The organism is Pseudomonas shirazensis, assembly GCF_014268785.2.
In the GTDB taxonomy this organism is placed as follows: domain Bacteria; phylum Pseudomonadota; class Gammaproteobacteria; order Pseudomonadales; family Pseudomonadaceae; genus Aquipseudomonas; species Aquipseudomonas shirazensis.
In genome coordinates this window covers 176,968-190,045 of sequence record NZ_JABWRD020000003.1, presented here as the reverse complement: position 1 = coordinate 190,045, position 13,078 = coordinate 176,968, and the positions used below count along the sequence as shown (strand labels likewise).

Genomic DNA, 13,078 nt, shown 5'->3' with positions numbered 1-13,078 from the left:
CCCTTGGCCATCCTCGAAACCGACCAGCTACACGCCCGCTTCCACGCCCTCGACCAGTTTCTGGTCGAGCATCAAGCGCTGTGGAAGCCCAGGCCCTTCACCGCCTTGCAGCTGGGCTGGGAACAGCAGCACCCAGAAATGGCCAGCTGGCTGCGCCAGTGCACCCTCGAAGACGCCGAAGCCAACCTCGACCCAAACCTGCCACCCGCACCTTATCCACAGCTGGCCGCCCAGGCTCAGCAACTGACCGCCCTGGATGAGTTGCCCGACGCAGGCTTACCGCCCGCCGGCCACCGCCTCGACGTCAACGTGCCCGGGCGCAAGTGGCAGCAGATCGAAGCCTTCAGCCGCCGCCTCGGCTTTCGTCAGCAGACCCAGCACTGGCTCGACTGGTGCGCCGGGAAAGGGCATCTCGGCCGCCGCCTGCTGCAGCCCGGCCAGCAACTGACCTGCCTTGAATACAACCCCGAACTGGTCGCTGCCGGCCAGGCCCTCAGCGACCACCACAAGCTGCCCGCCCAGCACCTGCTACAAGACGTCATGGCCGCCGACAGCGCCCGCTGCCTCGACCAAAGCAAAAGCGTGGTCGCCCTGCACGCCTGCGGCGATCTGCACGTGCGCCTGCTGCAGTTAGCCGCCAGCCAAGGCTGCCAACACATCGCGTTGGCGCCCTGCTGCTACAACCGCATCCAGGCTAGCGCCTATCAGGCCCTGTCCAGCCACGCCCGCGCCTCGACTCTGCAGCTCGACCTCGACGACCTCGGCCTGCCCCTGAGCGAAACCGTCACCGCCGGCGCCCGCGTCCGCCGCCAGCGCGATGCCTCGATGGCCCGCCGCCTAGGCTTCGATCTGCTGCAACGCGAACAACGCCAGAACGACAGCTACCTGCCGACGCCATCGCTGCCGGTCAGCTGGCTGGACAAGACCTTCGCCGCGTACTGCCAGGACCTCGCCGCGCTCAAACAGCTGCACCTCACCGGCAACCCCGACTGGGAGGCACTCGAAGCCGCCGGCTGGCAACGCCTCGCCCAGGTGCGCAACCTGGAGCGCGTACGCAACCTGTTCCGCCGCCCGCTGGAGTTATGGCTGGTGCTCGATCGAGCGCTGTACATGCAGGAACAGGGCTACAACGTGCGCCTTGGACTGTTCTGCGACTACCTCCTTACACCCCGCAATTTGCTACTTTTGGCCGAGCGCGAGTGATGAGCAACCTGTGGATAAGTCTGTGCACAAGCTTTTGATGAAGTTGGCAGATTTGTGGATCCAACTGGCTATTTAGGGCCGTCTGCTTATTCGCTTAAACCTTCAAGCCCAGCAAAAACAGCACTTTGCGCAAAGACCGGCGGTTACGACCAACGGTATGCCCGCACGGCAATCCTGGCATGCCGCTTGTGCATAAGCATTTTCAGAATTGTCCGAAAGCGTGATGGCCACCCGCCTTCGCCCGCGCCTACTGAGTTACAATTGCCCGCAATAAAGACTGTCACCGAACGGACTTCGACATCGTGATCCCGATCAAATCCACCGCCCTGCTCAGCTTCGCCCTGGCCGTAACCGGCTGCACCAACACCACCAGCCACGCCCCCGACAAAGCCCTGGGCTGGGACACCCCCGCCATGCAACTCGGCGGCGACCGCGGCCTGCCGCTGCACGTCGCACAGCCCTGCCGCAAACGCGGCTGCGACAACGACAAGCTATTTTTCAACCCCGCCAAGGCCGAGCCAGGCATAAACACTATCCACCGCGGCTGGTAGGAAATTTCTCCTTTCAGGCCGGTGAGTTACGGGTTTTTGCATTGATTGCACGGAAGTGGTTTACACGGCTGCTCGGATAGCTATAATGCGCCCCTGTGCCGGTATAGCTCAGATGGTAGAGCAACTGACTTGTAATCAGTAGGTCCCGGGTTCGATTCCTGGTGCCGGCACCATACACACACGAAAAACCCGCCTTCTGGCGGGTTTTTTCGTTTCTGGCATCAGCCCAAGCGGCCGCAGATATGAGGTCAGGTTACGCCATCTAATCCCGGCTGAACGCGATCGGCGTAGGAGCGGCCTTGTGTCGCGAAAGGGCCGCAAAGCGGCCCCAGCAATCCCGCCCCAAACCCCAATACCCGCCAATCCCAGTCTCCGCAACCGCCGCCGACTCCGGGCGCATTCCCTTCATCGAAAACCCACGCCGCCTCAATCGCCCTGAAGAACCTTCAACGCAGCTTCCGCCAAAAAGCCCGACCGGCTTTTGTGCTCCGGATGATTTTTCACAAAAGCGTCGATCCGGCTCAGCAAGTACGCCGGCAAAGTGATGTTGAGCTTCTCCGCCTTGCCCAGATAGCGGGTGATATCAATCTCGATCAATGCCCAGGTACAACCGAGATAATCTGGATTGGCAGCATGCACAGTCACCTTGCTGGCCTTGGGAATCTCCTGTTGATCCTGAGCAAGCAGCTCAAGATGACCTTCAATAGCTTCGCGAGCCATTGCCATGGCGTCGTCGAGGTCATCTCCAGCCGAGTAGCAGCCGGGGATATCCGGCACTTCCACACCCCAGGCATGGGTGTCGTCGCCGGGGAGAATTGCGATTGGGAACAGCATGGGCGTTCTCCGTGGTTAGCTGACGTAGCCGATCCGCGCTTGCCTGAGGATGCTGGCCGCGGTTTTGGGCAGCAGATCCTTCTTCGGGTGCGGGACGGTGACCAGCCCTGGTTTGTGAGGATGCTTGAAGTGGTGATGGCTGCCGCGCGTGCGCACCAGGTACCAACCATCCGCTTCGATTACCGATATCAGTTCGCGGCTCTGCATGACCTTTCCTTGGCCGATGCGCCGGTAGAGACTATAACCACCAACGCATTTTCAATCAACACTATACCCACCATTAGGCGGCAGGCGGTTGCCCAAGACTAGGTCGGCAGGGAAATGTATGCAGCGCTCGATGTGATACGGAATCTTGCATGACTGTGGATAGCCGTATGCGTCTGACTGCCTGCTTCAAGACGCAGATTTCACCTGCGACTATCAGGTAGGAAATTTCCCAACCTGCAACCAAATACTTCAGCCAAGCTCTCTTCGGAACTATCCTACGCCGCTTGCGGAAGCTTCCATGTTGTCGGGGAAATGCCCCAGGGGTACCGTCCCTGGGTCGTCATTTGCGCGACCAAGGTGTGAGAACCTTGTAAACATGTTAGCGGCCAATCAATGGCGGTCGTACGTGGGCAGACTTCGGTCTGGCCGGGTTTTTCCATGTTTACCGGTTTCTCACTCCGCGTACGACTGCCACCCACCCCGTGAGAAGGGAGGTGGTGACAGTCCCTGTGTAAACACGGAGATCCACCATGAAGAAACTCGTCCCCGACCCACCCCGCCAAGACTTCACCCAACTGCCCTCCTTCAGCCTCCACCCAAACGTCACGACCTCTGAAATCCTCGCCCACGCCAGCGAATTGCTGCGCGGCGTAGCCGAAACCATTGAACAACACCGTCGCGTCCACCCTTACCACGCCGGGCTGAACATGCTCGCAAACGCTGCTCACACTGCCGACGCCTCACGCGTATTGATCGATTATGCGGTGACCTGCCTGCCAACAAAGCCGGAGGAGTGCTGAGATGAGCGCCGATCCAAAAACCAACGTCACCGCCGGTGTCGAGACGTTCTTCGAGTCAGGAGAGGAGTCCTCTCATATATTTCAAGTCATGCCCGGAGTGCCGTTCGAGCACGCCTATGAGCATGTGTCAGTGCTACTCGGCTACATCAAGCATCTGGTCCGCGAGGGCGATATGGAGAATGACCACAAGCTGCTCGGCGCAGCGGATTACCTGAGCACCTTCGCCAAGGCGATCATGGACGACATCGAGATCGCGCGAAACCGAGCTCAACGCACAACGCCATAGGCGCAGCTGGGGTCGCTCGGCGGCCCTCACACTGCGCAGCTAAACGAGGCACAGGGTAAGCAGCATCAAGTTGATGCCGATCAAAATCCGCACTCACGGCAGCAGTAACCTAAGCGCAATGACTGCTACAACGAGGGCGCTGCATGGCCAAGAAATTCCCCCTCAACCCGAGCCATCCCGAACGCATTTGCTGGGGATGCGACCTGTACTGCCCGGCCAAGGCGCTGGCCTGCGGAAATGGTGCCGATCGGACGATGCATCCCGCTGAGTTGTTTGGTGAGGATTGGTACGAGCATGAAGCGTGGTCGCGAGAGACGGACGTTCACAGCGGTGAGAACCTGCCGCAAAATTCAAGTATCTGACCGTGCGTCTCAGCTGCCAAAGCTCCGAATAAAAGGCCCTGCACTCTGCTTGATCGCCGCAACTACGTGCGGCGCTTGCTCGCATAGCTCCGGCGCTTTCGCCAGTACTTGCTCAAGCGCCTGCAACTGCTTGCGGATAATTTCACCCGGTTGCGCTACACCGCACGTCTCGGCGAAGTCCAGCAAGCCCTGACGGGATGCAAACATCGACTTATTGCCGGCGAGCGTAAGCGCGAGCACGTCTTCGGGGATGTAAGCCGTGGTGTTGACGATGTCGTAAGCGGGCGCCAGGCGGGCATCGCGCATCACGGGGTCAGAATAGAGCAGGCCAAAGTTTTTCAGATGGGCATCGCCGTTACCGACGATGCAGCTCAGCGTAACCATCTCGAACAGTTGCGTGAGCGAGGCATTGAGGTGCTCGGGTGCGCAGAACACGCGGATTGCCTTGGCAATCGCTGCATAGCTCTTGCTGTACTTCTGCTCTGCTGACAGTCCCATCAACGCCGTCATGTCTTCAAAACCGATTGGGTTGTGCTGCTCGTCCCGGTCGAAGCGGCGCATGACGAACAACTTGGCGTTGTCCGAGAGGAAGAACGGCGGCACGGGCAGCCCTGAGGCCTGCGCGATGGTCATGCACAGGTACTCATTGATGGCCAGGCCGGGATATTCGTCGCGGCCACTTTTGATAATCAATTCCGAAGTCTTCGAGGTGAACCGCTGTGGTGTTGAATTTTGTTGTTCAGGCACCAGGACTTTAGGCTGCACACCCGAGATACCGGCACGCAGGATGTAGCGATCCACCAGGTCGGCGAAGATGTCGTGCGAGCCGTCCCAAGATAAAATTTCGTCCAGCTTTTCGCCAGGAAACTGCTCACGCTCAAGCAACGCATCAACCGTGCGCGAGCTGACGTGCACCCGGCCTATGGGAGAGCTGCTGCCAGATAACGCCAGTAGCAACATGGGGTCGACTTTTGCGATCTTTGCCAGGCGGTTGCGTAGCTGCTCGAGCACATAACCTTCCGGCAGGTTCATCTGAAATACCGGATGCAAATCTCGATGGCGGTACTCTTCAATGCGGGTAGGCATGAGCAGGCTGACTGCAGCGCGCGGCTCAGCCTCCGCAGCGTAACGAAACAGGTAATCAGCAGCGCTGGTAAGGATTGTTCCGCTGATCCCTTGGGGTGTCGTTACAGTCAGTGAAGCGCTCATTCAAACATCCCCTGGATCTCTTCCAACGTAGGCATGGCTGCAGCAATCACTTGCAACTCGCAATCCATTGCGCCAAGAGCTTTAGCATAGGCGGCGATAGCAACGGATAGGCTACCTTTCTCCACAGCGATGATTTTCTGACGAGTAAGGTTTGCCAGCTCTGCAAGCTGTTGCTGGGTGAGTCCTCGATGAAGGCGCCGTGTGCGTATTTGTCGCCCTAAGCGCTGAGTTAGCAGTTCGTGGTCCATGTTTAGAATACGAGACAATTGGATTGACATGTAACGTATACGTGACCAGATCGAAAATCAATTGGTATGTGATAACTGCTGGCCTGGGCCATATGCCGGACCGTTTTGGCAGTTTGCTGAGCCGGTGATCCTCGCTCAAAGCGCAGGTTCAGGGAGGCCGGGTTTGTATACCTCGAAAAGCGAGTAGAGGACGGGTTCTCGGCCATCGCGGCGCTCATGCTCGTAGCTGAATCACCGCAAGTATCGGAGCCGCAGATCACCCCTTCCAGGTCTTCATGATCCGATCGCTGTCATACATGCAGTAGACCCACTCACTGCCCACCTTCTGCTTCTGGAAGATCCCTAGCTCAACCAGGCCATTCAGCGCAGTCGCTGCGGTGTTGTATGCGCACCCAAGGTTGTCCTTGACCTGACTAACCGTAAACTCGGTAGCCACGCCTTGTTTGGCGACATTGAGCACAACCCGTTGCTTTTCGCTGAGCTTGTTATAAAGCCCGGACTGAAACAGGAACGCGTTGAACTCCATGATCGACTGCGCCGTCTTTTCGTAGGTCTCGGTAAACTTGCTGATCGCTCTGGCCAGCACCCGGCATTGGTAGTCGAGAAAATAGGTCAGGTCCATGCCGTCGGTTTCGGTGTAGAGATAGCTTTTGCCGTACTGGATCGGGGCTTTTTTCAGCAGGGTGCTGATGGCGATGTAGCGGAACGCGCTGAAGCCTTTTTTGAACATGAACCAGTAGAACAGCGATCGGGCGACCCGGCCGTTGCCGTCGTGAAACGGGTGCTCGTAGCCAATAGCGAAATGCAGAATGATCGCTTTGATCAATGGATGCATGTAGGCCTTGCTGAGCCCGTCGGTGTGGTCGGTGTTGATCCAGTCACATAGCTGGCCAATCCGTTGAGGCAGCCCGGCGACCGGAGGCGGCTGATGCACCACTTCGCCGCCATCCCCAACTACGACGTCGTCGGTATTCTTGAATGCACCGGGATGGTATTTGTCATCATCGATGCCCTCTACACCGATCTTGTGCAGCTCGGTGATCAGCTCCTCACTTAGCTCCTTGTCCCTGTTTTCCCAGGCGAAATTCATCATCTTGTAGTTACCGATGATCATTTTCTCATCGGCGGAGCGCGGCACTCTGCTTCTCTTCAGCAAGTCCTTCGCAGCCTTTGTAGTAGTAGCTGCGCCTTCAAGCTGGCTGCTGCTGATCGCCTCGTCTTCTACAAGGTCGTTGAGCAGGTACTGTAGATGCTTGCTTTCGCCGATCTTCGAGCACATCCACTCCAGTTGCGCCGTGGTTGTGTGCTGATCGCATTTCGAAACAGCCAGATGCATGGCAGGCGTGTGTAGGTAGCGGCACTGATGTGGAGGATCGCCGAGTTTCAGCGCAGGGCTGAGCTGGCCATTTCTCGAGAATTTGATCACGGACCACGCCAGCGCGGCATCCAGTCCAGCGGGGAAGCGAAACCGCCACTCGTCAAAATGCAGGTACCTGCCCTTGGGATCGAGCGGGTGTGCTAGCTCAAGGTATTGCGCCGCGTGATCCTTGTGCTCTGCAATGATGAGCGCGTAGGGATCGGGGATAACCTCAGGCGGACGCTTGATGATATTCATTTCAAAAACCAGAGAGTTTGAAATGAGACTACAGCAGTAACTCAGCCATTTCAATTTTCATGCAATTTGAGATGGCCGCACTTCAAAGACCTGGATTCCAAAACGCAAAAAGGGCCGCTAAGCGGCCCTTTCCGTCACCCAACCAGAATCAGAAGATGCTGATCGGATACTCAACAAACACACGAACTTCGTTGCCGTCGTCGTTGTAGCCGTTCTGCTGTACCGCGTTGTTGGTACGCAGGAACGAGCCACGCAGTTTGACCGACAGGTCCTTGGCCGGGCCGTCTTGAACGACGTAACGGACCTGGCTGAAGATCTCGCGCTCTTTGCCTTCGCCGAAGCCTTGTGGGTTGGCAGCGTTGCGGGTGTTGATGTTGTCGCCGACAACGTAGGCCAGCTTGTAGGTCAGGCCAGGCACGCCGAAGGTGCTGAAGTCCAGGCCGTAGCCGAGCTGCCAGGAGCGCTCGTCTTCAGCGTTGAAGTCAGACCAGTACGAGTTGGCCAGATAGATGGTCGAACCACCGTCACCCACGCCGCCTTCGTTCTGGTACCAGCCGTAGTTGTAGCCGGTGCTGCCGGTGCTGCGCTGGTGCGCCAGGGTGAACGAGTGCGCGCCGTAGGCGTAGGTAGCGGCCAGGCTCCAGATGGTGTTGGAGTCGCCGTTCAGGCCTGCAGCCTGGACGAACTTCTTGTCGATGTCCGACTTGTAGCCGTTGAAATCGAGGGTCAGCGACTGGTCAGCAGCGATCGGGAAGACGTAGTTCAAGCCCAGGTAGTGCTTCTTCATGACGTCTTCGGTGTCGGCGCTGTACAGCGACGCGGTGAAGTTGTCGGTGAACTTGTAGCTACCACCCAGCACGTTGATCGACTTCAGGCCACCACTGTCGCGGCCCTGGGCGCTCTTGCGAGCTTCCTGGGTGAAGCGACCGGCGTTCAGCTCCAGGCCTTCGATCTCCTTGGAGGTGATCATGGTGCCGGTGAAGCTCTCTGGCAGCAGGCGCGAATCGTCGTACTGCAGAACTGGCAGGGCAGGCATCTGGTCGCCGTACTTCAGCACGGTGTTGGAGATGCGGAACTTGACCGCAGCACCAGCACGGGCGAGGTCGTTGGCAGCAGCGCTCTGGCCATCTGCGTCAACGGTGTTTTCCCGCTTGAAGAAGTCGATACCGCCGCCGCCGTTACGGCCTTTGCCGCCGTCCAGGCGCAGTGCGTACAGGCCGAAGGCGTCAACGCCTACACCGACGGTGCCTTGGGTGAAGCCGGAGGAGAAGTTACCGATGAAGGCCTGGCCCCATTGGGACTGGTCATTGGTGCCGTGTTTCTTGTCACGGTTGATGAAACCGTTGCGCAGCAGGATGTTGGCGTGGCTGTCTTCAACAAAGCCCTTGCTCTCGGCCTGGTCATTGGCCTGTGCCTGGGTCGCGGCAACGAGTGCCAGGGCGATCAGGCTGATCCTGGTTTTCAACATTTTCTTTTCCTTTATTTTTAATCAAAAACACTGTGCATTTTTACGCCCGGAAACCAACGCCCCTTCGTAGGTTCGACGTTATGCGGATCCAACTGACAAGCCGTGCCGATGCTCAACTGGCGGGCTTTCGCAGCCGCATGGCCATGTCATGGCCAGCAAGCGATGGCGAATCCTAGCCGCCCCTGCTTCTCAATGTCAAAAAATCGTGAAAGGCAGGTGTATATAACCAAAAAAACACCTCGCAATAGTGCATTTCAATGCGTATCTGCCGTTGCGTGGGGCATTTTGTCCCGAGAGGCGGTAATTCAACCTACATGCAGCAATAAATGGCTCTACGATCAGCGCCGCCGCCCCTGTTACATCCAGATACACATGTAAAGACAGGGCTTTACAAATTACCCGAGCAAGCGTTAATAGCAAGCATTACCATCCGCATCCATTTTTCATTAACTGCTTGTTTGGATGCCGTCATGCGTGTGCCTCGCCGCCTTTCGCCCCTGTCCCTGAGCCTGTCGCTGCTGTGCAGCGCAGGTGTTGCCACTGCCGCCACCACCACCCTGCCAGAGCTTTCAGTCACCGCCGATGGCGAGCGCGAACGGGACAACCCCCGGGTCAAGGACGTCAGCACTGCAACTCGCACCTCCACCCCGGTGCGCGACGTACCGCAAGCCATCGACACGGTGAAGACCAGCAACCTGCTGGATTACGGCAGCAACAACCTGGGCAAGGCACTGGAGGGCATCCCCAACGTCAGCAGCGGTGCCGACACGCGTTTCGACAGCGTGCGTATCCGCGGCTTCGAGAGCAGCAACGACTTCTACCTGGACGGCATTCGCGACGACAGCCAATACATACGCGATCTGCACAACATCGAGCGGGTCGAGGTGCTCAAGGGCCCGGCCGCGGTGCTGTATGGCCGTGGCGGCCAGGGCGGTATCGTCAACCGGGTGAGCAAGGCGCCAGAGCATGGCCGGCGCTCGAGCATCGAAGCCCAGGCGGGCAGCGAAGATATGCGCAGCCTGTACGCCGACCTCAGCGCCGACCCAAGCGACACCATCAGCCTGCGTTTGAACATGGGCAACCTCGACTACAACAGCTTTCGCGATGGCGTCGATGGCAACCGTCAGCTGTTCGCGCCGTCGATGAGCTGGCAACTGACGCCAGACCTGAACTGGCTGGTGCAGTACGAATACAGCCGCTTCAACCGCACCCCGGACCGCGGCATCCCCGGTGTGAATGGCCGCCCAGCCGACGTCGACCGTGGCACCACTTACAGCGACACCCAGCGCGACTTCATCGATGACCAGGCGCAGTCGCTGCGCTCGCGCTTGAACTATCAGCTCAGCGACAACTGGCAGCTGCGCCACACGCTGGGCCTGTTCCAGCTCGACAGCCAGTTCGACAACACCTACGCCACCGGCTACAACGCCGCCAGCAACACGGTGACTCGCCAGCGTTGGCAGCAGGATCTGAAAACTCGCAACCTGTTCAACAACCTCGAAGCCGAAGGCGAGTTCGCCACCTGGGGCCTGCACCACACCGTGCTGGTCGGCCTGGAGCTGGGCCACCAGCGCCGCGACCCGCTGTTGCGCAATGCCTTGCCGACCAACCAAGGCGGCACGGCGGTGCCGAGCCTTGACCTGGACAACCCTGACCGCAGCCTGCAACACAACGGCCGAATGCGCGTGTCGAGCAACAACCACACCGTGGTCGACAGCCGCGGCCTGTACCTGCAGGACCAGATCCGCCTGAACGAGCAATGGCAGATCCTCGCAGGCTTGCGCTTCGATCGCTTCGAAGTCGAGACCACCAACCGCCTGACCAACCGCAGCGAGCCACAAACCAGTACCAGCACCAGCCCGCGCATTGGCGTGGTGTACTCACCGTGGCGCGAGCACTCGTTCTACGCCTCGTGGAGCAAGACCTTTTCGCCAGTCGGCGGTGGCCTGATCGGCATCACGCCAGACGCCGCCGGCAATACCAACGACACCGACCCTGAGCTGAGCCGGCAGAAGGAGGTCGGGGTCAAGAGCGACTGGTTCGACGAGCGCCTGAGCACCACCCTGGCAATCTATGAACTGGAGCTATACAACCGCCGCACCCGCGACCCGATCAACCCTGAGCTGATCCAGCTCAGCGGCCTGCAACGCTCGCGAGGAATAGAGCTGACCGCAACCGGCAACATCGTCGGCAACTGGTATGTGCGCGCTGGCATCGGTCTGCAGGATGCAACCATCGTCAAAGACAACAACGGCCTGGAAGGCAACCGCATCAATGATGTGGCCAAGCGCAACGGCAGTCTGTTCATCAGCTGGAAACCGCAACTGGGCTGGTACGCCGAAACCGGCCTGACAATGGTTGGCGAGCGCTTTGCCGACAACCAGAACACCACCCTGCTGCCAGGCTATGGCCGCTGGGACGCGCTGGTCGGCCTGCGCACCACGGACTGGGATGTGCGCGCCGCACTGAACAACCTGACCGACAAGACTTACTACGCCTCCGCCACCAGCGCCGCACAGATCCAGTTCGGCGACCCGCGCAGCCTGGTCGTGACCGGCACCTACAACTTCTGATTCACTCGCCCAATAAAAACGCCACCGCAATCAGCGGTGGCGTTCTTGTTCAACAGCTCGGGAGCACTGTCTGCTCAATGCCAAATGGCTACCAGCGCCTCCAGCTCAGCATCGCTGATCAGTCCTCGTGGATAGCGCTCATGCAACAGACGTCGGGTATCGGTCGTCCTGACCCGCTTGCTTCCATGGTGCTTCAACCACTGCGTCAGCATTTTGAGCGATTGGTGATTTACTGCCGATGGGCGCAAAACCGACTCACTTGCTGCATTCATTTCAACACATACTCCCTGGGCCCGTGAGCGGCTAACTTACGTTGAGTTTGTGACAGATCGGTTTAAACCTATCTGCTTGAAACACAATGGGAAACGATACAAGAGGTGTGCCATTTACCGCGTCTGCCGTCAGCCGCGCATAAAAAAAGCCCGTCAATCGACGGGCTTCTTTCTTATCAGAGAGTTAGCGCTTATGCGGCGCCGGTTGTTGCTGAGTCAGGCAGTGGATGTTACCGCCACCGAGCAGCAGCTCGCGGCCGGGGATCATCACCACCTCATGGTTGGGGAAGATCTTCGCCAGAATGGCTCTAGCTTCGGCATCTGCCGGGTCATCGAAGCTTGGCGCGATGATGCCGCCGTTGACGATCAGGAAGTTCACGTACGAGCCCGCCAGGCGCTCGGCAGGGCTGCGCTCCTGGCTACCGGCCACCTGGTCGACGCCTGCGCACTCTTCTTCGGTTGCGTAGAGCGGGCCTGGGATCGGCATCTTGTGCACTACAAAAGTGCGGCCTTTGGCGTCACGGGTGTTTTCCAGCACTTCCAATGCGGCGTGGCAGCGCGCGTAGTTGGGGTCGTTGGAATCATCGGTCCAGGCCAGTAACACCTCACCTGGGGCGACGTAACAGCAGAAGTTGTCGACGTGGCCATCGGTCTCGTCGTTGAACAGGCCGTCAGGCAGCCAGACAATGGTGTCTACCGCCAACTGGTCGCGCAGGATCTGTTCGATCTGCTCGCGGCTCAGGTGTGGGTTGCGGTTACGGTTGAGCAGGCACTCTTCGGTGGTGATCAGCGTGCCTTCACCGTCGACGTGGATCGAGCCGCCTTCAAGCACGAAGCCTTCGGTCTGGTAACGCTGGCAGCGTTCCATTTCGAGAATTTTGGTGGCGACGTCTTCGTCACGGTTCCACGGTGCATACAGGCCACCATCAAAACCGCCCCAGGCGTTGAAAGCCCAATCGACGCCGCGCACTTCGCCGTGGTCGTTGATCACGAAGGTCGGGCCGGTGTCACGCACCCAGGCGTCGTCGTTGCTCAGCTCGACCACGCGGATGTTAGGCAGGTCGAGTTGGCGCCGGGCGTTCTGGTACTGAGCAGCAGACACCCCAACCGTCACCGGCTCAAAGCGGGCAATTGCCTTGGCCAGGGTCACGTGCGCCGCCTGCACCGGCTTGCCACCGAGGCGCCAGTTGTCCGGGCGCTCGGGCCAGATCATCCAGGCCTGGGTCTGTGGCGCCCACTCGGCAGGCATATGGAAGCCATCGGCGCGGGGAGTCGAGGTGAGGGTTTTCATCGGTGTCCTCTGCATTACAGTTGAGGTATGTGCGGGCGCACAGGGTAGCCCGGCATGCACTGAGAGCAGTTATAGCCGATAATTATCTGGAATTATAGTGACGAAGAAGAAAATACAGACGAAGGGCCGACTAAATAACCGATAACAATCGAGTATTGA

At 58.9% G+C, this 13,078-nt stretch carries 13 protein-coding genes and 1 tRNA gene; 7 read left to right on the top strand and 7 right to left on the bottom strand.

Features of this window, described 5'->3' with window-relative positions; genetic code table 11:
- The first annotated feature begins 3 nt into the window (after positions 1-3).
- The 3 genes from HU736_RS16815 (at position 4) to HU736_RS16805 (ending at position 1,927) form a co-directional block, all read left to right on the top strand.
- Positions 4-1,203: a methyltransferase gene (locus HU736_RS16815; protein ID WP_186700510.1), complete on the top strand. Its 1,200-nt coding sequence runs from the start codon at positions 4-6 to the stop codon at positions 1,201-1,203.
- Between the two features lie 302 nt (positions 1,204-1,505).
- On the top strand, positions 1,506-1,754 hold the full coding sequence (locus HU736_RS16810) for a hypothetical protein (protein WP_371411557.1): 249 nt from the start codon (positions 1,506-1,508) through the stop codon (positions 1,752-1,754).
- Between the two features lie 97 nt (positions 1,755-1,851).
- Positions 1,852-1,927 (top strand) — tRNA-Thr (locus HU736_RS16805).
- Positions 1,928-2,180: 253 nt separating this feature from the next.
- Here HU736_RS16805 and HU736_RS16800 read toward each other — a convergent pair.
- Together HU736_RS16800 and HU736_RS16795 are read right to left on the bottom strand one after the other, a co-directional pair.
- Positions 2,181-2,588, bottom strand: coding sequence for a type II toxin-antitoxin system HicB family antitoxin (locus HU736_RS16800; protein ID WP_186700511.1), 408 nt, complete (start codon positions 2,586-2,588; stop codon positions 2,181-2,183).
- Between the two features lie 15 nt (positions 2,589-2,603).
- Positions 2,604-2,795 carry a type II toxin-antitoxin system HicA family toxin gene (locus tag HU736_RS16795; protein WP_186700512.1) on the bottom strand — a complete coding sequence of 64 codons (192 nt, stop codon included), beginning with the start codon at positions 2,793-2,795 and terminating at the stop codon, positions 2,604-2,606.
- Positions 2,796-3,325: 530 nt separating this feature from the next.
- On the opposite strand from HU736_RS16795, the gene HU736_RS16790 reads away from it, so the two are divergent.
- The 3 genes from HU736_RS16790 to HU736_RS16780 all read left to right on the top strand — a co-directional run bounded on the left by HU736_RS16790 (position 3,326) and on the right by HU736_RS16780 (position 4,243).
- The gene (locus tag HU736_RS16790) at positions 3,326-3,595 is read left to right on the top strand and encodes a hypothetical protein (RefSeq protein WP_103435297.1); all 270 of its coding nucleotides are present in this window, start codon (positions 3,326-3,328) and stop codon (positions 3,593-3,595) included.
- A gap of 1 nt (position 3,596) precedes the next feature.
- Positions 3,597-3,881, top strand: coding sequence for a DUF3077 domain-containing protein (locus HU736_RS16785; protein ID WP_186700513.1), 285 nt, complete (start codon positions 3,597-3,599; stop codon positions 3,879-3,881).
- 143 nt (positions 3,882-4,024) lie between these two features.
- Positions 4,025-4,243: a DUF3079 domain-containing protein gene (locus HU736_RS16780; protein WP_103435299.1), complete on the top strand. Its 219-nt coding sequence runs from the start codon at positions 4,025-4,027 to the stop codon at positions 4,241-4,243.
- Positions 4,244-4,252: 9 nt separating this feature from the next.
- Here the strand turns inward: HU736_RS16780 and HU736_RS16775 are convergent, their stop codons facing one another.
- From HU736_RS16775 to HU736_RS16760, 4 genes are all read right to left on the bottom strand, one after another.
- Positions 4,253-5,452: a type II toxin-antitoxin system HipA family toxin gene (locus HU736_RS16775; RefSeq protein ID WP_186700514.1), complete on the bottom strand. Its 1,200-nt coding sequence runs from the start codon at positions 5,450-5,452 to the stop codon at positions 4,253-4,255.
- Positions 5,449-5,700, bottom strand: coding sequence for a helix-turn-helix transcriptional regulator (locus HU736_RS16770; RefSeq protein WP_103438668.1), 252 nt, complete (start codon positions 5,698-5,700; stop codon positions 5,449-5,451). The genes HU736_RS16775 and HU736_RS16770 overlap by 4 nt, the downstream gene beginning before the upstream one ends.
- Positions 5,701-5,956: 256 nt before the next feature.
- Positions 5,957-7,309: a Fic family protein gene (locus HU736_RS16765; RefSeq protein WP_186700541.1), complete on the bottom strand. Its 1,353-nt coding sequence runs from the start codon at positions 7,307-7,309 to the stop codon at positions 5,957-5,959.
- 154 nt (positions 7,310-7,463) lie between these two features.
- Positions 7,464-8,783, bottom strand: a complete 1,320-nt coding sequence (locus HU736_RS16760) for an OprD family porin (protein WP_103435302.1) — start codon at positions 8,781-8,783, stop codon at positions 7,464-7,466.
- Positions 8,784-9,253: 470 nt separating this feature from the next.
- Between HU736_RS16760 and HU736_RS16755 the strand changes: the two genes are divergently transcribed.
- On the top strand, positions 9,254-11,356 hold the full coding sequence (locus HU736_RS16755) for a TonB-dependent receptor (protein WP_186700515.1): 2,103 nt from the start codon (positions 9,254-9,256) through the stop codon (positions 11,354-11,356).
- 456 nt (positions 11,357-11,812) lie between these two features.
- Here the strand turns inward: HU736_RS16755 and aguA are convergent, their stop codons facing one another.
- Positions 11,813-12,919: an agmatine deiminase gene (gene aguA, locus HU736_RS16750; RefSeq protein WP_101322529.1), complete on the bottom strand. Its 1,107-nt coding sequence runs from the start codon at positions 12,917-12,919 to the stop codon at positions 11,813-11,815.
- Positions 12,920-13,078: the final 159 nt, after the last annotated feature.